The organism is Sinomonas atrocyanea, from assembly GCF_030812675.1.
In the GTDB taxonomy this organism is placed as follows: Bacteria; Actinomycetota; Actinomycetes; order Actinomycetales; family Micrococcaceae; genus Sinomonas; species Sinomonas atrocyanea_B.
The window spans coordinates 606,300-629,503 of sequence record NZ_JAUSTE010000001.1 but is presented as its reverse complement, the minus strand read 5'-3'; the positions used below and the strand labels follow the sequence as shown (position 1 = coordinate 629,503).

The following is a 23,204-nucleotide window of genomic DNA, read 5'->3' as shown; positions in this document are numbered from 1 at the left end:
GGCATGCTACCGGGCGGAGGCGACTGTCCAGTACGCCGGGACGCGGAGGTGGCTGCCGTCCGCGGGCAGCGCGAGCGCCAGCGCCGTGGACCCGTCCGCCTCGAGCCGCCACTGGTCCTCGGGGAAGGCCCGCGCCCGCTCGGCGGGGCCGAAGTGGCCCGGCTGCGGCAGCGTGCGGATCGCCTGCGCGAGCGGGGCGGGGATGGACTCCCCGCTCGCCCCGAGTGCGCGCAGGTAGCCGAGTCCGCCGCCGGGCACGTTGGTCTCGACGAGGTACACCCGTCCCCGCGTCCCCACGAGCGTGCGGAGCCCCGCGGCGAGGGCGCGCTGCTTGGCCGGGGTGAGGACGTGGAGCACCCCGCGCACGACGGCGTTCGCGTCCCCGAGCTCCCCGTGGAGCCGCTCGCTGGTCTCGGGATCAGTCGCGTCGGCGGCCAGGAAGTCGACGCGCCCCGGCTCCCCGTGGTGCTGCGCGGCGAGGTCGACGGCGGCGGCGGAGGCGTCGAGGCCGAGCACGCGGGGGAACGCCCGGGCGAGGGCGGCGGAGAGCCACCCGGACCCGCAGCCCACGTCGACCACGGGCAGGGAGGGATCGAGATGGTCGATCCCGCGGGTCACATGCTCGCCGGCCTCGGAGTGCGGGTCACCTTCCCAGAGCACGTCCTCCGGGAGCGTGCCCTCGGCGATGCCCGCCCAGAACCGCTCCCACGCCGCGGAGGGGCTGCGGGGGACCCGTCCGGAGAGGATCGCCACGCGGGAGGCGAGCCGGATGCTGTCACCGAGCGGCATGCTGGTCTCCTTCCTGCACGGCCCGCAGGAGCCGGCCCAGCTCGGCGGCCGGCATGGGCCGGGCGAACAGGTAGCCCTGGCCGTACTCGCAGCCCAGCTCGCGCAGGAGCCCGGCCTGGGCCTCGTCCTCGATGCCCTCGGCCACCACGGTCAGCCCGGCGGCGTGGATGAGCCGCACGATGGCGTCGACGAACGCGACCTGGGTCGGGTCGCTGGCGATGGTGTCGACGAGCGACTTGTCGATCTTGGCCCGGACCGCGGGGAGGGTCCGGAGGTAGCTGATGGAGGAGTAGCCGGTGCCGAAGTCGTCGATCTCGATGGGGACCCCGAGTTCCCCGAGGGAGCGGAGGGTCTGCCGGCTGTCGGGGCCGCCGGTCATGATGGCCGACTCGGTGATCTCCACGGTCAGGCGCGGCCCGGGCAGCCCGGCGTCGTCCAGCAGCCTGCGGATGTGGGCGGTGAGGTCGCCGTGGGCGAGCTCGGCGGGGGAGATGTTCACGTGCAGGCTGAAGTGCTCGGGCAGGCCGGGGTCGTGGGCCCACTCGCCGGCCGTCTCGACCACCTGGGTCAGGACGCACCGGCCGAGCTCGACCATGAGCCCGGCGTCCTCGGCGATGTCGAGGAACGTGGACGGGGGCAGCAGGCCCCGGACGGGGTGGCGCCAGCGCACGAGCGCCTCGGCGCCGGCAAGCGTGGCGTCGGCGAGCCCGATGATCGGCTGGTAGAAGACCTCGATCTCGCCCTTGGGGAACGCAGCCCGCAGCTCTGACGCGACGCGGACGCGCTGGGCGACGACCTCGTGCATGGCGGGGTTGAACACGCTGATGCTGCCGTGGCCCTTGGCCTTGCTGGCCTCGAGCGCGGCGTCGGCGTCGCGGAGCATCTCCTCGACCGCCAGCTGCCGCTCGGCGTACCGGATGCCGACGTTGCCGCGCAGGCTGATCTGGATGCCGTTGACCACGACCCGCTGCCTGAGCGTGTCCAGGACGGTCCGCGCGGTCCAGAGCACGCCTTCGGGGTCCTGCCCGGTCACGAGCACCGCGAACTCGTCGCCGCCGAGCCGGCCCACGAGGTGGCCGCCGCTCCCGGCATCGCCCATCGCGGCCCGGAGCCGCTGAGCCACTTCGACGAGCACGGCGTCGCCCGCCGAGTGGCCGAAGGTGTCGTTGATGAGGCGGAACCCGCGCAGGGCGAGGATCACGACGGCGGCCAGCCCGCCGTCGTCGGCCGTCTGCAGGCCGGCGTCGATCCGCTCGCGCACGAGCCGGCGGCTCGCGAGGCCCGTCAGCTCGTCGGTGTCGACGAGGCGGCGCAGCTCGTTCTGGGCGCGCTCGAGCAGCTCGGTGCGGTGGGCGATGCGCGCCTCGAGCTGGTCGTAGAGGGTCTCGAGCTCCTCGGCGAGGAGGTTGATGCCCGTCGTGACGGCGTCGATCGAGTCGCGCGCGGGGGAGGTCTCCATCCGCTGGGAGAGGTCTCCGGCCGAGAGCCGCACGATCAGGTCGATGAGCTTCTCGAGCCTGTCATCCGTCGGCTCAGCTGCCATCGGCGGCCTCCGCGAGCCAGGCGACGGCGCGGGCCTCGTCGGTGAAGAACTTGGTGGGGCAGGGCGCCTTGTAGACGCCGAGGAAGAAGTTGGCGAGCACGCGGTCCACGGCGGAGGCGCCGAGGAGGGCGATCGCGGCCGCTGCGCAGGGGCGTGCGAACACGGCCCGGGCCGAGCGGCTCACGGAGGAGGTGGTGGCCATGTCGATCAGGAGCGGGACGCGGTCCTGGCCGGCGGCGGCGTTGACGTGGGCCATGGCGGCCTCGGCCTGGGGCGCGTCGATGTCCACGCCGCGCTCCCACACGAGGCGGAGCACGCCGGCGTCATCGAAGGAGAGCGAGCTGATGCCCGAGTCGGTCCCCTGGGGGCTCTGCTGGGGATCCACGCCGCTCCTCTCTGCCGCACTGGCGCCACGGCGGCGCCACGTTGGGAGCATACCCCGGGGCCTGCCCGGCGGCCGGTACGCTGGGCCCACGGGAGGTGCCCGCTGACGGGCCCGGGGAGGAACACTGTGGGGGGCGCTCTGGACCTGGGCACGCTCACCGTCGTGATGGCGGTCGTCTCGCTGTGCGTGCTCGTGCTGTTCTACTTCGACGCCTACCGCGCGAATCCCACGGGTCCCGCCCGCTGGTGGTGCCTCGCGCTCGCGACGCTGTGCGCCGCCGGCATCCTCAATGACGGGGGCGTGGCGATCGTCAGCCTCGTCGGCCAGGGCCTCATGGTGGTGGGCGTGGCCTCGATGTGGGCCGGCGTGCGTCGGCTCCGTGACCCGGACACCCCCGCCGTGTACCTCGTTCTCGGAGTGCTCGCCGCCGGGTTCGTGGGATTCGCTGCCCGCTTCATCGATCCCTATCAGTGGGGAGCCGTGGTGCTCCTGCTGCTCTCCGGCGGGTTCTGCGCAGCGATCTTCGTCGAGCTGCGGCGCCAGCGCACGGTGCCGTGGCGGACGGCGCGGAACTTTGCGGTGATCGCCGTGATCACGGGGGTGTACGACCTGGTGCGCGCCCTCGCCCTCGCGGCCCTGGGCGGCAACAGCCCCGCCTTCCGGGCGGTGTTCGGCCAGGGCTTCTCGCTGCTCGCGGCGATCGTGCTCATCGTGGCGGCCGCGACGAGCCTGGCCGCGCTCACGAGCGCTACCCGCACGGCGCACTTCCAGCAGCTCGCCACGAAGGATGCCCTCACCGGCCTGCTGAACCGCACCGAGTTCATGCGCCGGGCGGGCGAGATGCTCAGCAGGGCGCACGAGCAGGGCACCGTGGTCACCGTGATCATGGCGGACCTGGACAAGTTCAAGTCGATCAACGACGACTTCGGCCATCTCACCGGGGACGAGGTGATCCGCGCCTTCGGCGTGGCCTGCCGGCAGTCGGTGCGCTCGCGGGACCTCGTGGGCCGGTTCGGGGGCGAGGAGTTCATCATGGCGCTCGCCGACTCCTCCGCTGCCGACGGCGTGGCGGTCGCCGAGCGCATCCAGTTCGTCCTCTCGGCCCAGCGCATCCTCCTCGACGGGCACACCGTGCCCACCGCGAGCTTCGGGGTGGCGGACAGCCTGGTACACGGGGACGACCTCGGCGCGCTCATCGCGAGCGCGGACACGGCCCTGTACGGCGCGAAGTCGGCCGGGCGGAACTGCGTCATGGTCAGCGGCGCGGCCCCGTTAGAGTAGCCGCATGGCTATCATCGGCATCGGCGTGGACGTTGTGGACATCGCACGGTTCGAGCGTCAGCTCGAGCGGACCCCGGGCCTGCGGGACCGGCTGTTCGTCCCCGCAGAGCGCGAGCTGCACGTGCGCTCCCTGGCCGCGCGGTTCGCCGCGAAGGAGGCGGTGGCCAAGGTCCTCGGCGCCCCGGCGGGCATGAACTGGCAGGACTGCTGGATCGGCCTGGGCCCGGCCGGCCCCGAGATCCAGGTCAAGGGCACCGTGCTGGCCGTCGCCGAGGAGCGCGGGGTGCGGTCCTGGCACCTGAGCATGAGCCACGACGGCGGGATCGCCACCGCGATGGTCGTCGCCGAGCGCTGACCTCGCGGCCCGGAGGGAAGCCTCAGGCCGAGGCCGGCTGGGCGACGACGCCCGAGTGGCCCGCCGAGGTCGGGAAGCCGCCGGCGAGGCGGCTGCCGGGGGCGGGTGCTGGCTGCGTGGGAGCCGAAGGGGCTGCGTCCGAGACCGCCTCGGCGAGCACCTGCTCCGCGGCGGCGACGGCCTGCGCCGAGGCGTCGACGGCGACGGCCGCGGTGGGGGCGACTGCGGGGGTGGCGGCGCGTGCCCGAGAGGACCGCCTGACGGACCACACCACGGAGAATCCGTAGACGAGGCCGAGGACCCCGCTGGCAGCCCAGACGACGATGCCGGTCTCCTCGGACAGGGCTGCTGCCACTGCCGAGGCCAGGATGACGGCCGCCGCGACGACTGCAGAGACCCGAGCCCTGCGGTCCAGAAATTCCCCCATCAATGCCCCCCATTGATTTGCCCCGCGTGAACAGGGCGTGTCGTGACTTGCGTTACTAGAGTGAAAGCAGTAACACCTCGTCAATTCTACATTCACATGAGTGGACCGCCACTCCCACTTTGTCTCATTACAATCGCCCCATGACCGAGGCCTTCACCGGAACCCAGGTCCGCGCGGCGGAGACGCCGCTCCTCAAGGCTGGCCGCGGCCCCGAGCTCATGGCGCGGGCCGCGCACGGGCTCGCGCTCGCCGTCGTCCGCCTGATCCAGCGGGAGGGCGGCAGGGTGGCAGGAGCCCGGGTGGCGGCGCTCGTGGGGAAGGGCAACAACGGCGGCGACGCGCTGTTCGCCCTCGCCGAGCTGGCACGCCGCGGGGCGCGGACCACCGCGGTGCTCACAGGCGGTCGGGCGCACCCGGCCGGGCTCGAAGCGTTCGCCCGCGCCGGCGGCCGCACCACGGAACGGCTCGAGGCCGCGGACCTCGTGGTCGACGCGGTGCTCGGCACCGGCTTCTCGGGCGAGTACGCGCCCCCGTTCCCGCGCCCGGACGCGCTCGTGGTGGCCTGCGACCTCCCCTCCGGCCTCGACGCGGACACCGGCGCGGCCGGCCCCGGCGTGTGGCGGGCCGACCTCACCGTGACCTTCGGGGCGCTCAAGGCCGGACTCCTCGCGGGCCGCGGCAGGGCGCTGGCCGGGCGGGTGGAGGTCGTGGACATCGGCCTCGGGCCGCACCTGCCGGACCCGGACGTGCGCTCCCTCGACGTCGCGGCGGCGGCCTCGCTGCTCCCGGCGCCGCGCGACGACTGGCACAAGTACTCCCGCGGCGTGCTGGGCCTCGTGGCGGGCTCGGAGCCGTACCCGGGCGCCGCGGTGCTCGCCACGGCTGGTGCGCTCGCCACGGGCGTCGGCATGGTCCGGATCGTTGCGCCCGACGCCGTGCGCCGGCTCGTGCTCTCGGCCCACCCGGAGGTGGTGGGCTCCTCGGAGCCGTCGGGGCGGGTGCAGGCCTGGGCGGCCGGCCCCGGCATCGCGGACGACGCCGCGCAGCGCCGCGCGCTCGCCGTGGCCCTCGAGTCCGGGCTGCCCACGGTGGTGGACGCCTCCGCCCTCGACGTGCTGCCGGAGCTTCTGGGCCGGGTGGCCGGAGAGCATGTGGTGGTCACCCCGCACGCGGGGGAGCTCGAGCGGCTCCTCGGTGGTCCGTCGCGAGAGGCGATCGAGGCGCAGCCGGTGCGGTGGGCCCGCGAGGCTGCGGGCCGGCTGGCCGTGACGGTGCTGCTGAAGGGCCCGGCCACCGTCTGCGCGGCGCCCGACGGCGCCGCGTTGGTGCAGGGGGAGGGCCACCCCTACCTCGCCACCGCCGGCAGCGGGGACACGCTCACCGGGATCCTCGGAGCGCTGCTGGCAACCGCCCAAGGGCTGCGGCCGGTGGAGGCGGCGGCGCTTGCGGCGTTCGTCCACGGGATGGCCGGCCGCGTCGCGGCCGAGTCGGGCCCGTTCGGCGCCGGTGCGCTCGCCCCTGCGGTGCGGGAGGCGGTCGCGCGGCTGCGGCCCGCGGCGGCTCCGGCCGTCCCGTGGCCGGCCCCGAAACGCTGAGGGCAGGGGTCGTTGAGGGTCCGGGGCGTCCGGGGGACAGGGGCCCCGAGGAGTGAGGCGCCCGGGCCGTCAGAGTCCCGGCGGGTCCGGGCTGCTGGCCGCAAGTTCGCCGTCGGGCGAGGGCTGCAGCACCGCAGCCGCGAGGTCCTTGGCGCGGGCCGCGGCATGCTGGTCGCCCTCCGCGGCCGCCACGAAGGTGCCGCAGATCAGGGTCTGCAGGGTGCGCGCCACCGAACCGGGGTCCTCGACCCCGGCCTCCGCCGCGAACTCCTCGAGGTGGGCCAGGCTCGGGTCGAGCTGCTCCGCGGCCGCCAGGCTGAGGGGGTGCTCGGCACCCATCTCCACGATCACCCGCTCGAGGGGGCCCGGCGGATCCCCGCGGAGGATCAGGTCGTCGAGGTCGTCGAACACTCCGAGCAGGCCCTCCCGCCCGCTGCCGTGGCTGTCCCTGGCTGTCCGCACCAGCCCCGCGCGCGCGCGGCCCCAGGCCTCGAGGCAGGCCATGATCAGCTTGTCCTTGCTCCGGAACTGCCGGTAGAACGTGGACTTCGCCACCCCTGACCGGGCGATCAGCTCGTCCACCCCGACAGCCCGGATGCCCCGGGTCGCGAAGAGGCCCTGGGCGGCCGAGAGGATGCGCGCCCTCGAGGACTGCCGGGGGCGCCGCGGGGCGGCGAGCCCCAGACCCATTGCCGCGACTGCGACCGGTAGATGCATGCCCGCCCCCTCCCACTGCCAACTTCCTGACATCGTGGACAGTAGGTTTCCCGGCGCCGTGGCAACCGAAACTGCGCCCAGGCCGGGGGCCTGGGCGCAGGGGGTCGGGTGCAGGACAGAGAGCCGGGGAACGGCAGGGCCGGCCCGGGGCGGAGCCTAGTTCTGGTTCGCCTTCTCGCGACGGCGGAGCTCGATCTGGCGCTTGTCGTCCTCACGGGCCTGTGCACGACGGCCGGGGGCGGCCGGCCGGTGCAGGTCGATGAGGGCCCGTGCCAGTTTGCGGGCGCGGGCCGCGGCCCGCTGGTCCCCTTCGATGGAGGCGACCATCGCGCCCTTGGTGAGGATGTGGAAGGACCAGGCGAAGCCCACCGGATCCTCGAGCCCCGCCGCCTCTGCGAGGGCGCACAGGCGCTCGCGGATGTCGGTAAGGTGCCTCATCGCCGCCCGGCCGACAAGGTGGCCCGGCCCGAACTCGATCACCACGTGGAGGAACGTGTTGACCTCGGCCGCGCCTCGGCTGAACCAGTCGTCCAGCACCGTGAACGCCGCCAGGATCGCGTCGTCGGGATTGTGCGCGTGGGCGATGGCCTCCTCGATCGCGTCTTCGCGCACTTGGTACCAGCGGTCCATGTAGGCGAGCACGAGGGCTTCCTTCGAGGGGAAGTGCCGGTAGAACGTCGCCTTGGCGACCCCGGAATGGGCGATGATCTCGTCGACGCCGACGTCTCGTATGCCGCGTCTGGCGAAGAGCCCGTAGGCGGTCTCAAGGATCCGTTCTCGGGCAGGTTTGCGTGCCGCGGCCTCGGGGGCCCGGCCGTCAGTAGGACCGACCATGATCAGGATCGTAGCACGGTAGACAGACTGGTCTGTCTCATATATATACGTCTCAGACGGAACAGACAGGTCTGTCTCGTAAGGACTTCGAGGTAGCCAGCATCATCATCGGGAGCCGCCGTGGGGCGGTGAGAGAGGGTAGGTCGCTGTGGGCGAGTCAGCTGTGATGGAGCGGGAGAGCCGGTTGGCGGTCGTCGCCGGGGAGCCTGGTGTGGAGGCCGACGGCGGTGCTGCCGCCGGCGCTTCTGCTGGCGGTGCCGGTTCTGCTGCGGGTGCCGCCGTGGATGCCAGGGCGGGGGCTCTGGTGGTGGAGCATCTGGGGCTGGCGGATGCTTTGGCGCGTCGGTTCCGGGTGCCGGGGCATGATTTCGAGGATCTGCGGCAGGTGGCGCGGCTGGGGCTGGTGATGGCGGCGCAGCGGTACCGGGAGGGTGCCGGGCACGGGTTCGTGCAGTTCGCGGTGCCGACGATCTCGGGGACGATCAAGCGGTACCTGCGGGACCAGTCGTGGGTGGTGCGTCCGCCGCGGTCGCTGCAGGAGCTGCGGCTGGGGGTGAAGGAGGCCCGGGGGCGGCTGGTGCAGGAGCTGGGCCGGGAGCCGTCGCTGGGAGAGCTGGCCGAGGCGACCGGCGCCACGGCCGAGCAGGTCGCGGAGGCGCGGTCGGTGGAGTCGGCGATGACGGCGGTGGCGATCGAGCCGCTGGATGCGTCCTCGGATGCGGAGGGGGAGCGGACGGCGCATCTGGTGCCGGTGGTCGATGCGGGGTTCGAGCAGGTGGAGCTGCGGCAGATGGTCGCGTGCGCGCTGGAGGGGGCGAGCGAGCAGGAGCGGCGGCTGGTGCGGCTCCGGTTCGTGGAGGAGATGAGCCAGTCGGAGATCGCCGCGGAGCTGGGGGTGTCCCAGATGCAGGTCTCGCGCCTGCTGCGCCGGCTCCTGGACCGCATGCGCCGCAAGATGGCCGCCTGACACCCCAACAGCCATCACCCGCGGCCGACAGGCACCCGAGGACCCGACCGGGAGCGCTGGACCCCACACAGCGGGGCAGCCCGCCCGACCACGGCACCCCGCCACGGCCGGGAAGACACACAGCGTTGCTCCCATGAGACGCCGCTAGCATGGCGCCCATGGCTTCTGGCAGGAAAGTGCTCCGCTCCACCTCGATCGGCGTGGGGAGGATCCTGTCCTTCCTGGCGGTGAGCCTCCTCTGCGGAGTCCTGACTGCCGGCCTGATGTCGCCCGCCGTGGCTCTCGCAGGCGGGGCGGCGGAGGGATCGGTTCAGTTCTTCGACAGCCTTCCGAGCGAACTCGAGGTCACACCGCCGGCGCAGGTGACGAGGATCCTTGCCGCGGACGGCTCCCTGATCGGCAACGTCTTCAGCGAGAACCGCACCAGTGTGCCCCTCGACCAGGTCTCGCAGAGCATGCGCGACGCGATCGTCGCCATCGAGGACTACCGGTTCTACCAGCACGGCGGGATCGACCCGATGGGGATCCTGCGCGCGTTGGCGAGCGACGTCGGGGGAGGCCATCAGGGAGCGTCGACGCTCACACAGCAGTACGTCACGAACGTGCTCAACGAAGACCTCGTGGCGCAGGGCCAGGGTTCCGACGTCGTCCTGAACGGCCAGAAGGGCGTGGGCGACAAGCTGCGCGAGATGAAGCTCGCCATCTCGCTGGAGAAGAAGGAATCGAAGGACAAAATCCTCCAGGGCTACCTGAACATCGTCTCCTTCAGCAGCAGCGCCTACGGCGTCCAGGCTGCCAGCCGGTACTTCTTCTCCGAGGACGCCAAGGACCTCACCCTGCCCCAGTCGGCCCTTCTCGCCGGGCTGGTGAACGGTCCCGGGTACTACGACCCGGTGGCCTACCCGGACCGGGCCGCGGGCAGGCGGAACCTCGTCCTCGACGCGATGCTCCAGCATGGGTACATAGACAAGGCCCAGCACGACTCCGCAGTCAAGGCGCCCTTGAAGCTCAAGCTGAGCCCGCCGCAGCAGGGTTGTGCCTACGCGGCGCAGGCCCCCTACTTCTGCGACTACGTGCTCCATCAGGTCCTCAATGACCCCGCCTACGGCGCCACCGCCGAGGACCGCAGGCAGAAGGTCGAGCGCGGGGGCCTCACGATCCGGACCACCCTCGATCCCCGCCTGCAGGGGCCGGCGCAGGCCCAGGCTGATGCGACCGCGGGGGCGAACCCGGACAAGTGGGGGGCCTCCCTCGTCACCGTGCAGCCGGGCACCGGCAAGGTCTTGGCCATGGCGCAGAATTCGCGGGTGCTCGCCGGCCAGGGCACCGGATTCGTCACGGCCTACAACTTCAACGTGGACCGCACGGACCCCTCCGGCGGCCCGCTCGGGGGCGTGGGCGGGATGCAGCCGGGCTCGACCATGAAGCCCGCCACGCTCGCGGCATGGCTCGACGAGGGCAAGCCCACGGACCAGATCGTCAATGCGGCCCAGCGCCGGTACCCGCCAGGGTACCCGTGGAAGACCACCTGCGGGCACGTGAGCGGATCCTTCGATTCCGCGGTGCCCGGGTCGGTCGACCTCCAGAACGACGAGCCCGGCTGGTACCGCCCCATGACCGTCCGCGAGGGCATCTACCAGTCGATCAACACCGCCACCTTCGCCTCCGCCGCGGCGCTTGACGACTTCTGCGACATCCAGCGCGCGGCGGACGCCATGGGCCTGCACGACGGTGCGGGCGGCGGGAAGAAGCTGGACCTGTCCACGCTCGGCAACATCCTGGGGGCCTCCAATGTCGCGCCCCTGACGATGGCGGACGCGTTCGCGACCTTCGCTGCGGACGGCACCTACTGCGCGCCGCTGTCCGTCACCGAGGTCGACGACGCCAAGGGCACCAGGATCGGCGGCCGGGACCCGTCCTGCCAGCCCGGCGCGCTGAAGCCCGACGCCGCGAAGGCGGCCACCAACGTGCTCCAGGACGTCATCAAGAAGGGCTCAGGGCTACTGATCCCCCAGAAGCTCGGCGTCCCGGACGCGGCGAAGACCGGTACCAACCAGTACAACAACCAGACCTGGGTTGTCGGCTACACCAAGGGCCTCGCGACGGCGTCGTTCTTCGGCGACCCCTTCAACGGAAGCGCCGCCCGCCTCGGGCGGAACGTGACGGTCAACGGCAAGTACTACCCCGTCGTCGACGGGGCGTACATCGCCGGCCCCCAGTGGGCGGTCTACATGAAGAAGGTCCTCGGGTTCTACGACCACGGCGACTTCGATGCTCCACCGCAGAGCCTGATCAAGCCGGGCTCGCACTGACCGCTGTCCGAGAGGTTGGTCAGGATACCCCACTGGGTATTATCCTGTGAAAGGCGCCGGGCTGTCCGGCGCCGCACGGGAAGGGGAACCACCATGAAGGGCGTCTCGGTCGACGGGCCTGCTGCGCAGGATCTGCCCCAGTCCGTCGAGCTGCATCGGCTCGCTAACCGGCTCAAGCGTGCCCATGGGCAGCTCCGGGCCGTCATCGACGCGGTCGAGTCGGGGGCGAACTGCCGGGCCGTCGTCACGCAGCTCGCCGCGGTGCGCGGCGCCCTGGACAAGGCCGGCTTCGAGCTGATCTCCGGGGCGATGCGCGAGTGCGCGAGGACCCCGGGTAGCCCGGACGGCACCGCCCTGAGCATGGAGGAGCTGCGCCGGCTGTTCCTCACCCTTGCCTGAGCTGCACCAGTCATCGGCGCCCGGCTGGGCAGCAGGATCACCTCACTCCACCCGCGTGCCGTTTGACTTCGAAATACCCCCCTAGGTATTTTGGGTATAGGCCGGAAACGGCCCCACGGACTTCAGGGAGGAACGAACCATGGACGTCATCGTCATCGACACCCCGCAGCTCGGCGACCGCAGCTACCTCGTGCACGACGGCAAGAGCGCCCTCGTGATCGACGCCCAGCGGGACATCGACCGCGTCGAGGCCGCCGCCGCCGAGGCCGGCGTCGAGGTCACGCACGTTGCCGAGACCCACATGCACAACGACTACCTCACGGGCGGACTGGTCTACGCGCGCAAGCACGGCGTCGCCTACCTGGTGAACGCCGCCGACGAGGTCTCCTTCGAGCGCACCCCCATCGCGGATGGCGAGACGGTCGCGGTCGGCGAGCTGACGGTCAAGGCCGTGGCGACCCCGGGCCACACCCACAACCACCTCTCCTTCGTCGTCTCGCACGGCGACCAGCAGGCCGTCTTCTCGGGCGGCAGCGTCCTCTACGGCTCGGTGGGCCGGACGGACCTCCTGGGCCGCGAGCACATGGTGGGGCTGACGCACGACCAGTACGCGTCCGCCCGGCGCCTGGCCGACGAGGCGGATGCCAAGGCTGAGCTGTACCCGACGCATGGCTTCGGCTCGTTCTGCTCCTCCGGTCCGGCGACCGGGGCCGGCGGTTCGACCCTCGGCGAGCAGTTCCAGACCAACCACGTCTACACGGACTCCGACGAGGAGCACTTCGTCAGCGACCTCATTGCCAATCTGACCGCCTACCCCAGCTACTACGTGCACATGGGCCCCGGCAACTCCGCCGGGCCGGGCGAGCCGGACCTGAGCGTGCCCGAGTCCCTCGATCCCGAGGAACTGCGCGCGCGGCTGGAGGCCGGCGAGTGGGTGGTCGACCTGCGCAACCGGGTCGCCTACGCCTCCGAGCACCTCAAGGGCACCATCAGCTTCGAGTACGGCACGGGCGGCAGCTTCAGCACCTACCTCGGCTGGCTCTTCCCCTACGACAGGAAGCTCACCCTCGTGGGCTCCCGCGAGGACGTGGAGAACGCCATCCGCGACCTGTCCAGGATCGGCATCGACTCCCCGGACGCGGCCCTCGGCGAGGACCCGCGGGCCCTCGCCCCGGACGCGGCGGTGTCCTCGTACCCCCGCGTGGACTGGGAGGGCATGCTGGCCGAGCGCCAGCCGGACGAGGTGATCCTCGACGTACGCCGCGCCGACGAGCACAAGGCTTCCCGCATCGAGGGCGCCGTCAACATCCCGCTGCACGAGCTCCTCACCCGCCTCGACGAGGTCCCGTCCGGGCGCCTCTGGGTCCACTGCGGCTCGGGCTACCGCTCCGGCGTGGCGGCCAGCCTGCTCGAGCGCGCCGGCCACGATGTCGTCCAGATCGACGACGCCTTCGACCGAGCGGCCGCCGCGGGCCTCCCCGTCGCGGCCTAGCCCCCTGACCGCGAGGACGAGAACCGAGAGGAAGACCATGCCGACTCCTGCACAGCGCACGAGCGGGCACCGGGCGCCTCTGGCCCGGATGGGCCTGGCAGTCCTCGCCCTGCACGTGGCCGGGTGGGGGCTCCTCGCCGCGATCGCGCTGCCCGCCCTCCGGAGCGGGGGCGGCAGCGCGGCCCTCGTTGCAGGGCTCGGGGCGGGCGCCTACGCGCTCGGGATCCGGCACGCGTTCGACGCCGACCACATCGCCGCGATCGACAACGCCACCCGGCGTCTGGTCGCTTCGGGACGGGCTCCCGTCTCGGCCGGCTTCTGGTTCGCGCTGGGCCATTCGACGGTCGTCGTCGGCGTCGTGGCGCTCGTCCTGGCCGGGGTCGGTGCCTTCTCCGACGGGCTCTCCGACGAGGGGTCCCCGCTGCGCCAGGGCGCCTCGCTGTGGGGCGCGGCCGTCTCCGGGGGATTCCTGCTCCTGGCAGGCGCGCTCAACATCCCCGCCCTCCGGGGTCTGGGTGCACTCCTGCGCAGGGCGCGCCGCGGGGCGGTGGACGCCGCCGAGCTGGAGCGCCAGCTCGACTCCCGCGGCGTCGTCTTCCGCGTCCTGGGCCCGCTGGCCCGCCTTGTGGACGCCCCGTGGAAGATGTACCCGACCGGGCTGCTGTTCGGCCTCGGACTGGACACCGCGGCCTCGGTGGGGCTGCTCGCGGCGGGCTCCCTCGGCCCCGGCGTGCCGCCGGCTGCGGCCCTGGCCCTGCCGCTGCTCTTCACCGCCGGCATGACGCTCTTCGACAGCGCCGACGGCATCGCCATGAGCCGGATCTACCGCTGGGCGGCGGGGGACGCGGTCCGCAAGGCCGCCTACAACCTGGCCGTGACGGCAGTGTCCGTCGCAGTCGCCTTCGTGGTCGGCGCCGCCGGCATCGCCTCGGTCGCCGCGCAGCTGCTCGAGGTCCACAGCGGGCCGCTGGCCGTGCTGGCCGGCCTGGACACCGGGCTCGTCGGCGTGGGGCTCGTCGCGGTCTTCGCGGCGTTCGGCCTCTACGCACTGACCCTCCGCGCCCCGCGCGCGGCCTCCCAACCCTGCCGCTGACACACACCTTCCCCTTCGAGAGGACAGACCCATGGACATCACCCCCCAGCAGACCGCCGAGAAGCTCGACGGCGACACCCAGATCCTCGACGTGCGCGAGGCAGCAGAGCTCGCCGACGGCATGATCCCGGGCGCCCGGCACATCCCGCTCGGCGACCTGGGCGCGCGCCTGGACGAGCTCGACCGCTCCCGGCCCGTGATCGCCGTCTGCCGCAGCGGCCGGCGCAGCGCCGCCGCGGCCGACCAGCTCACAGCAGCCGGCTACTCCGCGCAGACGATGGTCGGCGGCATGCTCGCCTGGCAGTCGGCCGGCCTGCCCACCACCTGATCCACCCCCCCGGCACACCGCCTCGAGCCGAGGCGCCCAGCACACCAGAACGAAAGTAGACATGACCGACAGCACCACCGCCATGCCCGCCACCGTCGCACCCGCCACCCTGAAGGAGTGGGCCGCCCGCCATGACGACCTCATGGTCGTGGACGTCCGCAGCGGCGCCGAGTTCGACTCGCTCCACATCCGGGGCTCCTACCACGTGCCGCTGCCCCTCCTGAGCGAGCACACCGAGGAGTTCGCCAGCCGGATGGGCACGCGCGTCGTCCTGGTCTGCCAGTCCGGGGCACGGGCCGAGCAGGCCCGCAAGCGGCTCGCCGCCGTCGGCCTCTCCGGAGCCAGCGTCCTCGAGGGCGGTGTCCCGGCCTTCGCCGCGGCCGGAGGCGACGTCGTCCGCGGAACCCAGACGTGGGCGCTCGAGCGGCAGGTGCGGATGACCGCCGGCTCGCTCGTGCTGGCCAGCATCCTCGGCGGCCGGTTCGTCTCGCCCAAGCTCCGGCTCGTGGCCGGCGGCATCGGCGCCGGCCTCACCTTCTCCGCGGCAACCAACAGCTGCGCGATGGGCGCGATGCTCTCGAAGATGCCGTGGAACCGCTCCGCGAGCGAGCCCACGGCACACCAGGCGCTCCAGCGGCTCGGAGACAGCCGGTGATCCTGACCGCGCTCGCGTTCGGCGCCGTCGTCGGCGGGCTCCTCGGGCTCGTCGGCGGCGGCGGGTCGATCCTCGCCGTGCCCGCCCTCGTGTACGGGGTCGGCGTGCCGCTCGCGGCCGCGATCCCCGGCTCCCTCGTGGTGGTCGGCGCGTCCTCCGCCGTAGCCGTCCTGCCGAGGGTCCGCCGCGGCGTCAACTGGCGGCTGGCCCTGATCATCGGGGCAGCCGGCACCGCCACCGCCTACCTCGGCGCGGCCGTGAACCGGATCATGGACCAGAAGGTCCTCCTGCTCGCGTTCTCCGTGATCATGATCGTGGCGGGCCTGAGGATGCTCCGCAAGACCGAGGCCGTGGGCGGATCCTGCGCACTTCCCACGGGCGGGGTGAACTGGCGGTCCTGCCTGCCCAAGGCGATCGCGACCGGCGCCGTGGTGGGGTTCCTCACGGGGCTCCTCGGGGTGGGCGGCGGCTTCCTCATCGTCCCCGCCCTGGCCCTCGTGCTCGGGCTCCCCATGGCGATGACCGTGGGCACCTCGCTCGTCATCATCGTCATCAACTCGCTCGCGGGCCTCGCCGCCCACCTCGGCGAGATGCACTTCGACTGGGCGGTGATCGGCGCCTTCGCCGTCGCCGCCATGGCCGCCTCGCTCGTGGCCGGCCGCTTCGGCCGGAGGCTGCCGGAGCACGTCCTCAAGCGCGGCTTCGCGGGCCTGGTCCTGCTCGTGGCCGTCTATGTCGCCATCCAGGCCATCACCAAGTAGTCCCCCTGCTACGGCAGGAACCCTAGAGAAGGAGAACACCCCATGTGCCGTCAGGTCACCTGCAGGAAATGCGGAAAAGTCACCTGGGCCGGCTGCGGCCAGCACGTCCAGCAGGTGATGCGCGGAGTCCCGAACTCCCAGCGCTGCCAGGGCCACGAGAACGAGCCCAGCGCCGTCTCGGCGTTCTTCTCCCGCATCTTCGGACGCTGAGCCCCGAAGCACCCTGACCACGGCCGCGGGCCGACGGCGCCACCCGCCGTCGGCCCGCGGCCGTGCTGCGTCCGCACCACGCGCTCAGGACCGGGCCCCGCGCCCGCCCTCCTTCTCCCGAACCACGAGCACCGGACACGGAGCGTGGTGGACGAGCTGCGCCGACACCGAGCCCAGCAGCAGCCCGGCGAAGCCGCCGTGGCCGCGTGACCCGACGACCAGCAGGTCCGCCTCCCGCGCCGCGTCGAGGAGGACCGTGACCGCGCTGCCCTCGATCACCTCCCCGCGGAGCCCGCTGCCCTCGCCGCCTGCCGCCGAGAGCAGCGCGGCCTGGTCATCCGCCGCGCTCTGCCGGAACACCTCTGCGTCAGGGGCGGCGCCGGCGGCGTCGCCGAGGACCGGATAGTGCCATGCCGTGATGACGCGAAGGCTTCCCCCGCGGAGCCGGGCCTCCTCGATCGCCCACTCGAGTGCCTTCCCCGAGGCGGGGGAACCGTCCACCCCGACCACGATCCTGTACTCGCTCATGGAACTGTTCCTTCCGCCGGGATCCTTGACGTGCCGCGCTGCGTCCTCGCGGCCCTGCCCGCGGGCAGCAGGTCCGGTCGCTGGGGCGAGCACGAGGACGATGCCGCCGAGGCTAGGCCGGTCCGGGACCTTCCGCTAGGGGCTTCCGGCATCGCGCGCCGCACGGGTGGCCCACGCGCTCGTGTCCCCTGAGCGGATGCGGGTAGCTACTGCGAGGGGCGCCCCGCGTGGGACTGCCCGTCGCCAGAAGGAGGACGACGATGTGGAGCCAGGGTCTCGAGCTACGGTCTGGCCAGTGCGGTCGCCGCCGGGTCCGTGGTGGGGCGTGCTGCCCTCGGCTACACTCCCGACCTGGCAGGGGGGCGCCCTGGCCCTCGTGACGCGTTCCTCATGCACGCGCTCGTATCGCGGACCCGGCCGACGTCGCCTGCGTGGTCCTCGAGCCCACCGGGGAGATCAGCGTCCTGAGGAAGGGCGCCCGCTTCGATCGCAGGGCCTTCGAAGACGTACGTGGAGCGGAGCACCTCGATTCCCTCTTCGGTGCGGCAGGGTAGCCCGGGGCGGGCCACCCTCCGGGCCGGCCCCGCCGTTTCTGTTCGGTAGCGCCGCGGATGGGTAGGGAAACCAGCAAGGGACGTGGTCCATATCAACTGGCTGACACGAGGGGGAGCCCATGGCCGATCTGCCGAGGAGGTACGCGCGGTACCTGGACGGGAAGGATCCTGCGGTCGTCGAGGCCGTTCGGCCGGTGATGGAGCAGTCCGCGGCGGAAGGGCGCCACGGGGTGCGGATCCGGTCCATCCCGGACGGCGTCCAGGCCGTCATCGACGAGGCGACGGCGTACGGGCGGATCAGCGAAGGATCGGACTGACCGACCAGGAGACACTCGGCGCGCGATGGGACTAGACGGACATGGCTTGGCTCACGGATGTGGACTGGAAGGACCTCCTCGTCCCGCACACCGCACTGCTGGAGATCTTCCTCCGTGGCAGTCTGGTCTACCTCTGCCTCTACATCCTCCTGCGGCTGGTGCTCCGGCGTCAGAGGGGCGGGGTAGGGGTCACCGACCTGCTGGTGATCGTCCTCATCGCGGACGCGGCCCAGAACGCGATGGCCGGGCAGTACACCTCGCTCCCAGATGGGCTGCTCCTCGTCGCGGTCATCGTCGGCTGGGCGGCGTTCCTCGACTGGCTCGGCTACCGGTTCCCGCTGGTACAGAGGTTCCTCTCTCCGCCGCCCCTGATGCTCTACAGCAAGGGGAAGCTGAACCGACGGGCCATGCGCTCCGAGAACATCACCTTCGAGGAGATCATGCAGGAGGTCCGCCTCCAGGGGATGACGAGCCTGGAGGAAGTGGAGCTCGTGGCGCTCGAAGGCGATGGGCAGATGAGCATCATCCTGAAGGACCAGCGGGCGCGCCGTCAGGGCAAAGACCTGGCCTGAGCGGCGCACATCCCACCAACGAGGAGGAGCGTGGATGGACTTCAAGGCAGCGATCGAGGCCGCGGGCCAATGGGTGGACCTGGCCGGGGTGGCAACGGTGGTCATCGGGGCGCTGATCTCCATTCCCCTGGCCCTGCGCCGCCGTGGGGACGGCAGCGCGACCCTCTACCGGTCCTACCGGCAGCTCCTGGGCCGCTCGATCCTCCTCGGGCTCGAGCTCCTCGTCGCCGCGGACATCATCCGGACCGTTGCGGTCACGCCCACGCTGCAGAGCGTCGCCGTGCTGGCGGTCATCGTGGTGATCCGGACCTTCCTCAGCTTCTCCCTGGAACTGGAGATCACGGGCCGGTGGCCGTGGCAGAAGGAGCGCCAGCAGACCCCGACGGCGGGCTGAGGGTGCAGCTGGAATGTCAGCGGCCCGCGGACTGGGCCCAGATGGCCATGGCCCCGGCGACTGCCATGATCACGGCCGTGGCCCAGCCGACGGTGTTGGAGAGGGCGCGGTTGGCCCGTTCGCCCATGATGGTCCGGTTCCCGGCAATCAGGAGCACGACGATCAGGAACGGCGCGGCAGCGATGGCGTTGATCATGGCAGAGAGCACCAGGAGGGCGATCGCGTCCGTGAACAGTGCCGACAGGAGGGTCCCGACGACGAGCCCTAGGACGAGCAGTCCGTAGAAGAGGGGTGCCCTGCGGGGGCTGCGGTCGAAGCCCCAGTTCTTGCCCGTCAGGCCGCTGAAACCGATGCACGCTGCCGAGGCCAGGACGGGGACGCCCAGCAGCCCCGTGCCGATGAACCCGAGCGCGAACACCGCCCCGGCGAGGGGCCCGGCGAGTGGCTTGAGGGCCTGGGCCGCATCGGCGGCCGAATTGATGTCCGTGGGGTGCCGGCCGATGGTGGCGCCGGTGCCCACGATGATCGCGAACATCACCACCACCGAGACCGTCATTCCGGTCACCACGTCGATGCGCTGCTGGCGGCGGCGCCGGATGGCCTTGTAGTCGGGGATGTCCGTGTCGGCGGCCGGGCGGCCGCCCTTCTCCGGGCGGTCCCGCATCTCCTCGATGCGCTGGCCGCTCTCCCAGAAGAAGAGGTAGGGGGAGATCGAGGTGCCGAAGACCGCGGCGACGAGGCCCCAGAACTGCAGGCTGAGGTCGAGGCGTTGGAAGGTGAGCCCGGCGAGGACCTCGCCCCACTGGACTCCGGCGAGGAACAGGACGAAGACGTAGGCGAACAGGGCGAGGCAGAGCCAGATGAAGATCTTGGAGACGAGCTTGTAGGAGCCGGTCATCAGCAGCACTCCCAGGCCTAGTCCTGCGATGGGGGCCCAGACCTGGGACGGGCCGGCCCCGAGCAGTTCCATGCCCTTTCCCACGGCCATGAGGTCGGCGCCCACATTGACGATGTTCGCCACGAGCAGGCACAGCAGCAGGAGCCCGACCACGATCGTCCCCGCCCTGCCGAACCGGCGCCGGGCGAGCTTCCCGAGCGTGTCACCGGTGGCGGTGGCGGTGCGGTCGCACATCTCCTGGACCGCGATCATCATCGGCAGCACGACCGGGGCAGTCCATACCGCCGCGTAGCCGTACTGGGCGCCGGCCTGGGCATAGGTCGCGACGCCGGAGGGGTCGTCGTCGGCCGAACCGGTCACCAGGCCCGGCCCGAGGGCCTTGAGCCAGCCCCGCCACCCGAGCCGCGTCGGCATCTTCCGGGCCCGCTCCCGCGCGTTTGCCACGAACGGCCTCCTGCCTCCTCTTGTACGCAGCTGTCAGAGCGCACAGCTGTCGGATCTGTCGAAGTGGTACCCCGGATGCCACTTTTCAAAAGGAGCACTCCATCCACGCCCGGGAGGCGAGCGCCAGCACGCCCCCCGGAACGCGCGGATTAGGGCCGCTCGGCTCTGGCGCCGGAGGCACCGATTCAGCGACTCTGGTCCCCAAAGGTCGGCGTTGAGACAGCAGCGCAGTGGCGAGGCAGCGGACTGTTGCGGGCAGGAGGCGTCGAATGAACCCTCCGATGACGGGGCCAGGAACCGGGTGCGATGCCGCCCGGGTGTTCCTCCTCAGTGGCCATGCGCTCATCAGGCAGGCGCTGTCGGAGTTGCTGAGCGACGAGGGCTTCGACGTCGTGGGGGAGGCGGACCGGATCGCGTCCGCGCTCGGGAGGGTGTCTGAGCTCGCTCCGGACGTGGCGCTCGTGGAGAACCGCTTGCCCGATGGGACGGCAATCGAGGCCTGCCGGGCGCTGCGCGGGACAGCCCCGCGGACCCGGTGCGTCATCCTGACGACCTACGAGGAGCACAAGGCCCTGCGCAGCCTGGTCCTGTCCGGTGCCGCGGGGTTCGTGCTGCACAGCGCCCGCGCCGCCGGGCTGCCTGAGGCCATCAGGCGAGCGGCCACGGGTGCCGAGCTGCACTCATCGGATGCGGCACGCGCAGCCCGGTCTGCCCTGGCCGCCGAGGCCGTCCTGGGCGCCACTGCCCTCGAGAACACGATCCTGGCCCTGATTCTGCACGGCAGGACCAACGTGCAGATCTGCCAGGAGCTGGGCCTGCAGCAGGGCGCCCTCGCCGGTCACCTCTCCTCCCTGCTGGCCAAGCTCGGGTACCGGCCCACGCCCACGGCAACCGGGGCAGCGGCGCCGGCGCTCACTCGACCACCACGCGGATGGTCTTGAACGCCGGGTCGGCGGGATCGGGGAGGTTCATTCCGGCTTCCACGCCGCTGCGGAGGTATTCGAGGATGGCGGCGGTGACCCGTTCCCCGGGGAGCAGGGCGGGAATCCCCGGCGGATAGGGCGTGACCTGCTCGGCGGCGATCCGCCCCACGGCGTCCGCGATGGGGACGGAGTCAACGGGGCCGAAGAAGGCATCGCGCGGCTGCAGGGCCATTTCGGGCTGGAAGTCGCTCCCCCGCGGGAGGCTGAGCGGCGGCGGAGTGGGGAAGTCCTCGGCTGCGCGGCCCAGCGCTTCGAGGGCCCGGAGCAGCCGCTGCGCGGTCCCGTCGTCGTCCGCAGTGCTCAGCGTCGCCTCGACCCGCCGGTGGTCCACCAGCCCCATGTCGATGCGCTGCTCCGCGCGGAGCCAGTCGGAGGCCTGGTAGCCGCTGATCCCCAGCCCCGAGACGTCGATGAGGACGTGCAGCGGGTCGAGGTCGTGGGAGGCCTCCGCGCCGAGCAGCTCGTCGCGGGGGACATGGAAGCCGGGGAGAGCACCGATGTCGGCGCGGACCCGGTCCGCGAGCTTCAGGGCCGCATCGAGCAGCTCGTGGCCCTGGGCGGCCATCTGCCGGCGCCAGCCGTCGATGCCGGCGTACAGGATCACGTTCGAGCTCGTGCTGGCGAGCAAGTCGGCGCACTGCTGGAGCCGCACGGGATCCACCAAGGGGCCCCGCAGGTGGTAGACCGAACCCTGCTCGAAGCCGAGGCCCATCTTGTGGATGCTCACCACGCAGATGTCCGCCCCGGCGTCCATCGCCCAGGTGGGCAGGCCGTCGTGGAAGGGCAGGTGCGCGCCCCACGCCTCGTCGACGATGAGGGGCTTGCCGCGGCTGTGGCAGATCTGCGCGATGGACTCGAGGTCTGCGCAGGTCCCGTAGGGGGTTGGGCTGACGACGACGGCGGCCATCGCGTCGGGGTGCCGCTGCCACATCTCCTCCACACTCTCCGGCGACGGCGGATGCGCGATGTGCAGGTCCTCGTCGTAGCGGACAGGGATCCAGCACGGCTGCAGCCCGGAGAACAGCAGGCCGGCCGTGACGGACTTGTGGGCGTCCCGAGAAATGAGGATCTCGCCCCGGCCCCGGGTGACCGCCAGGATGGCCGCCTTGACGGAGAGCGAGCTCCCGCACGTGGAGAAGAAGGCCTTGTCCGCCCCGACGGCCTGGGCCATGAGGTCTTCGGCACGGCTGAGGACGCCGCCACGGGAGAGCCTGTCGTCCAGCCCCGCCGTGGCGAGGAGGTCGGACCGGAACGTGTCGAGGCCCAGGGCGTCGAGGGTCCGGCGGTCCACCCCGCGGCCCTGACGGTGTCCGGGCGGGGTGAAGCCGTAGCGGTCGAGCCGGTGGTACTCCTCGATGGCCTCGAGTATCGGGGCACTGCTCTGGTCGGACTTCTTGTGCTCCATGGGCGGTTTCCCTTCCCTAGTGCTGCGTCATCCCGTCAGCCCGGAAGTTGGCCGCCGTTGCAGAGCGGAGGATTTCGGAGAGGGTGCTGATCTGGTGCAGTGCGCGGTCGTGCAGCTGCTCCAGGCGTGCCGCGTCGACGCCCAGCCCCTCGTCCGCGAGGAGGAGCAGCGCCTTCCACAGGAGGGACTTCCCGGCCACGGCGGTGAGGAGCGACTCGAGTTCGAGCTGGGCCGCCCGTCCAGGCGCAGCGTGCGCCGGATTGAGGGGATCGAGCTTCGCGGTCTGCTCCGCGGCCCACGCCATGGCCTTCCGGTGGGCAGGGGGCTCCAGCCCGAGGGCCTGGACGATTCGCTCGAGCTCGTCGGCGTCCTCGCCGACTTCTCGTGCGAGCCTGCTCAGGGCAGAGGCGTAGAAGGTTCCCTCCCAGGCCTTCGCCGCCTCCTCGAAGAGCCTCTTGCCCGAGTTCCCGGCGATCAGGTGACTGTGCAGGTACTTCGCGAGCGCGTCGTCGTCGAGCCGCGGCGTCCGCGGGGTGTCGGTCATGGGTCCTCCTGACGGGATGGGATGGCGACCCACCCTTACCCGCGCAGGCAGGGCCCAAGCAGTGACGGCCTGTGTTCAGCCGCTCCAGATGTCTCCGGCCAGGAGCCGGTCCGCCTCGGCCTGGGCCTCGGCGTCCCCGAGGCCGACCTGCCTCAGTTCCCGCAGCAGGCGCGGGCGCTGGTCGTGCGGGGCCGGAGCGAAGCGCGCCGGGGGTTCTGGGAGGTCGTGCTCGTGTTCGGGCCACGCCGTGGCGTTGCTGATGTGGAGGGTGGTGCGGGACTGTCTGCTTCGGGGAAGCATGGTCGTCTTCCTTGGTCCGCGGGCGTTGCCCAGGGTGTCTGCTCACTGCGCGGGGAGGTCCCGGATGCTCGAGGCCATTGCGCTCATCCCATTCTCCCTCCGAACCACGCCTTTGGCATAGG

At 72.0% G+C, this 23,204-nt stretch carries 27 protein-coding genes; 15 read left to right on the top strand and 12 right to left on the bottom strand.

Annotated features, from left to right (window positions below; genetic code table 11):
• Positions 1-6 precede the first annotated feature (6 nt).
• The 3 genes from J2W20_RS02900 to J2W20_RS02890 are packed head-to-tail and all read right to left on the bottom strand — an operon-like array spanning position 7 to position 2,717.
• Positions 7-789 carry a class I SAM-dependent methyltransferase gene (locus J2W20_RS02900; protein ID WP_307004401.1) on the bottom strand — a complete coding sequence of 261 codons (783 nt, stop codon included), beginning with the start codon at positions 787-789 and terminating at the stop codon, positions 7-9.
• Positions 776-2,332: a putative bifunctional diguanylate cyclase/phosphodiesterase gene (locus tag J2W20_RS02895; protein ID WP_307004400.1), complete on the bottom strand. Its 1,557-nt coding sequence runs from the start codon at positions 2,330-2,332 to the stop codon at positions 776-778. Before J2W20_RS02895 ends, J2W20_RS02900 begins: the two co-directional genes overlap by 14 nt.
• Positions 2,322-2,717, bottom strand: coding sequence for a DUF7793 family protein (locus tag J2W20_RS02890; protein WP_307004399.1), 396 nt, complete (start codon positions 2,715-2,717; stop codon positions 2,322-2,324). Before J2W20_RS02890 ends, J2W20_RS02895 begins: the two co-directional genes overlap by 11 nt.
• A 126-nt stretch (positions 2,718-2,843) precedes the next feature.
• Here J2W20_RS02890 and J2W20_RS02885 point away from each other — a divergent pair, with 126 nt between their 5' ends.
• Positions 2,844-3,998 (top strand): GGDEF domain-containing protein, encoded by a 1,155-nt coding sequence (locus J2W20_RS02885; protein WP_307004397.1) that lies wholly within the window; start codon positions 2,844-2,846, stop codon positions 3,996-3,998.
• A gap of 4 nt (positions 3,999-4,002) precedes the next feature.
• On the top strand, positions 4,003-4,353 hold the full coding sequence (locus tag J2W20_RS02880) for a holo-ACP synthase (RefSeq protein WP_307004395.1): 351 nt from the start codon (positions 4,003-4,005) through the stop codon (positions 4,351-4,353).
• 22 nt (positions 4,354-4,375) lie between these two features.
• Here J2W20_RS02880 and J2W20_RS02875 read toward each other — a convergent pair whose 3' ends face one another.
• Positions 4,376-4,780 carry a hypothetical protein gene (locus J2W20_RS02875; RefSeq protein WP_307004393.1) on the bottom strand — a complete coding sequence of 135 codons (405 nt, stop codon included), beginning with the start codon at positions 4,778-4,780 and terminating at the stop codon, positions 4,376-4,378.
• Between the two features lie 140 nt (positions 4,781-4,920).
• Between J2W20_RS02875 and J2W20_RS02870 the strand changes: the two genes are divergently transcribed.
• Positions 4,921-6,375: an NAD(P)H-hydrate dehydratase gene (locus J2W20_RS02870; protein ID WP_307004391.1), complete on the top strand. Its 1,455-nt coding sequence runs from the start codon at positions 4,921-4,923 to the stop codon at positions 6,373-6,375.
• Between the two features lie 69 nt (positions 6,376-6,444).
• On the opposite strand, the gene J2W20_RS02865 is transcribed toward J2W20_RS02870, so the two are convergent.
• Both J2W20_RS02865 and J2W20_RS02860 read right to left on the bottom strand, forming a co-directional pair.
• Positions 6,445-7,092 carry a TetR/AcrR family transcriptional regulator gene (locus J2W20_RS02865; RefSeq protein ID WP_307004389.1) on the bottom strand — a complete coding sequence of 216 codons (648 nt, stop codon included), beginning with the start codon at positions 7,090-7,092 and terminating at the stop codon, positions 6,445-6,447.
• A gap of 156 nt (positions 7,093-7,248) precedes the next feature.
• A complete protein-coding gene (locus J2W20_RS02860; protein WP_307004387.1) occupies positions 7,249-7,926 on the bottom strand; it encodes a TetR/AcrR family transcriptional regulator in 678 nt (225 codons plus the stop codon).
• A 166-nt stretch (positions 7,927-8,092) separates the two neighbouring features.
• Between J2W20_RS02860 and J2W20_RS02855 the strand changes: the two genes are divergently transcribed.
• From J2W20_RS02855 to J2W20_RS02820, 8 genes are all read left to right on the top strand, one after another.
• Positions 8,093-8,893, top strand: coding sequence for a sigma-70 family RNA polymerase sigma factor (locus J2W20_RS02855; RefSeq protein ID WP_307004385.1), 801 nt, complete (start codon positions 8,093-8,095; stop codon positions 8,891-8,893).
• Positions 8,894-9,051: 158 nt separating this feature from the next.
• Positions 9,052-11,205: a transglycosylase domain-containing protein gene (locus J2W20_RS02850; protein WP_307004384.1), complete on the top strand. Its 2,154-nt coding sequence runs from the start codon at positions 9,052-9,054 to the stop codon at positions 11,203-11,205.
• A gap of 93 nt (positions 11,206-11,298) precedes the next feature.
• Positions 11,299-11,604, top strand: a complete 306-nt coding sequence (locus J2W20_RS02845) for a metal-sensitive transcriptional regulator (protein WP_307004383.1) — start codon at positions 11,299-11,301, stop codon at positions 11,602-11,604.
• Between the two features lie 139 nt (positions 11,605-11,743).
• Positions 11,744-13,096, top strand: a complete 1,353-nt coding sequence (locus J2W20_RS02840; RefSeq protein ID WP_307004382.1) for an MBL fold metallo-hydrolase — start codon at positions 11,744-11,746, stop codon at positions 13,094-13,096.
• Between the two features lie 37 nt (positions 13,097-13,133).
• Complete coding sequence (locus J2W20_RS02835) at positions 13,134-14,189, top strand: HoxN/HupN/NixA family nickel/cobalt transporter (RefSeq protein ID WP_307004380.1); 1,056 nt, start codon at positions 13,134-13,136, stop codon at positions 14,187-14,189.
• A 31-nt stretch (positions 14,190-14,220) separates the two neighbouring features.
• The gene (locus J2W20_RS02830) at positions 14,221-14,517 is read left to right on the top strand and encodes a rhodanese-like domain-containing protein (RefSeq protein ID WP_307004378.1); all 297 of its coding nucleotides are present in this window, start codon (positions 14,221-14,223) and stop codon (positions 14,515-14,517) included.
• Between the two features lie 61 nt (positions 14,518-14,578).
• Positions 14,579-15,172, top strand: a complete 594-nt coding sequence (locus J2W20_RS02825; protein ID WP_307004376.1) for a rhodanese-like domain-containing protein — start codon at positions 14,579-14,581, stop codon at positions 15,170-15,172.
• Positions 15,169-15,933 (top strand): sulfite exporter TauE/SafE family protein, encoded by a 765-nt coding sequence (locus tag J2W20_RS02820; RefSeq protein WP_307004375.1) that lies wholly within the window; start codon positions 15,169-15,171, stop codon positions 15,931-15,933. The genes J2W20_RS02825 and J2W20_RS02820 overlap by 4 nt, the downstream gene beginning before the upstream one ends.
• A 50-nt stretch (positions 15,934-15,983) precedes the next feature.
• On the opposite strand, the gene J2W20_RS02815 is transcribed toward J2W20_RS02820, so the two are convergent.
• Both J2W20_RS02815 and J2W20_RS02810 read right to left on the bottom strand, forming a co-directional pair.
• Positions 15,984-16,130 (bottom strand): hypothetical protein, encoded by a 147-nt coding sequence (locus J2W20_RS02815; RefSeq protein WP_307004735.1) that lies wholly within the window; start codon positions 16,128-16,130, stop codon positions 15,984-15,986.
• A 97-nt stretch (positions 16,131-16,227) separates the two neighbouring features.
• Positions 16,228-16,671 carry a universal stress protein gene (locus J2W20_RS02810; protein ID WP_307004374.1) on the bottom strand — a complete coding sequence of 148 codons (444 nt, stop codon included), beginning with the start codon at positions 16,669-16,671 and terminating at the stop codon, positions 16,228-16,230.
• Positions 16,672-17,344: 673 nt separating this feature from the next.
• Here J2W20_RS02810 and J2W20_RS02805 point away from each other — a divergent pair.
• The 3 genes from J2W20_RS02805 to J2W20_RS02795 are packed head-to-tail and all read left to right on the top strand — an operon-like array spanning position 17,345 to position 18,508.
• Positions 17,345-17,542: a hypothetical protein gene (locus tag J2W20_RS02805; protein WP_307004373.1), complete on the top strand. Its 198-nt coding sequence runs from the start codon at positions 17,345-17,347 to the stop codon at positions 17,540-17,542.
• A gap of 41 nt (positions 17,543-17,583) precedes the next feature.
• Complete coding sequence (locus tag J2W20_RS02800) at positions 17,584-18,114, top strand: DUF421 domain-containing protein (RefSeq protein WP_307004372.1); 531 nt, start codon at positions 17,584-17,586, stop codon at positions 18,112-18,114.
• 34 nt (positions 18,115-18,148) lie between these two features.
• Positions 18,149-18,508: a DUF1622 domain-containing protein gene (locus J2W20_RS02795; protein WP_307004371.1), complete on the top strand. Its 360-nt coding sequence runs from the start codon at positions 18,149-18,151 to the stop codon at positions 18,506-18,508.
• A 16-nt stretch (positions 18,509-18,524) separates the two neighbouring features.
• Here the strand turns inward: J2W20_RS02795 and J2W20_RS02790 are convergent, their stop codons facing one another.
• Positions 18,525-19,850: an Nramp family divalent metal transporter gene (locus J2W20_RS02790; RefSeq protein WP_307004370.1), complete on the bottom strand. Its 1,326-nt coding sequence runs from the start codon at positions 19,848-19,850 to the stop codon at positions 18,525-18,527.
• Positions 19,851-20,131: 281 nt separating this feature from the next.
• Here J2W20_RS02790 and J2W20_RS02785 point away from each other — a divergent pair, with 281 nt between their 5' ends.
• Positions 20,132-20,791, top strand: coding sequence for a response regulator transcription factor (locus tag J2W20_RS02785; protein ID WP_307004369.1), 660 nt, complete (start codon positions 20,132-20,134; stop codon positions 20,789-20,791).
• Here J2W20_RS02785 and J2W20_RS02780 read toward each other — a convergent pair.
• The 3 genes from J2W20_RS02780 to J2W20_RS02770 all read right to left on the bottom strand — a co-directional run bounded on the left by J2W20_RS02780 (position 20,763) and on the right by J2W20_RS02770 (position 23,082).
• Positions 20,763-22,238: an aminotransferase class I/II-fold pyridoxal phosphate-dependent enzyme gene (locus tag J2W20_RS02780; protein WP_307004367.1), complete on the bottom strand. Its 1,476-nt coding sequence runs from the start codon at positions 22,236-22,238 to the stop codon at positions 20,763-20,765. The two genes, J2W20_RS02785 and J2W20_RS02780, sit on opposite strands and share 29 nt — an antisense overlap.
• 16 nt (positions 22,239-22,254) lie before the next feature.
• A complete protein-coding gene (locus J2W20_RS02775; RefSeq protein ID WP_307004365.1) occupies positions 22,255-22,782 on the bottom strand; it encodes a hypothetical protein in 528 nt (175 codons plus the stop codon).
• 75 nt (positions 22,783-22,857) lie between these two features.
• Complete coding sequence (locus J2W20_RS02770) at positions 22,858-23,082, bottom strand: hypothetical protein (RefSeq protein WP_307004364.1); 225 nt, start codon at positions 23,080-23,082, stop codon at positions 22,858-22,860.
• Between the last annotated feature and the right edge of the window lie 122 nt (positions 23,083-23,204).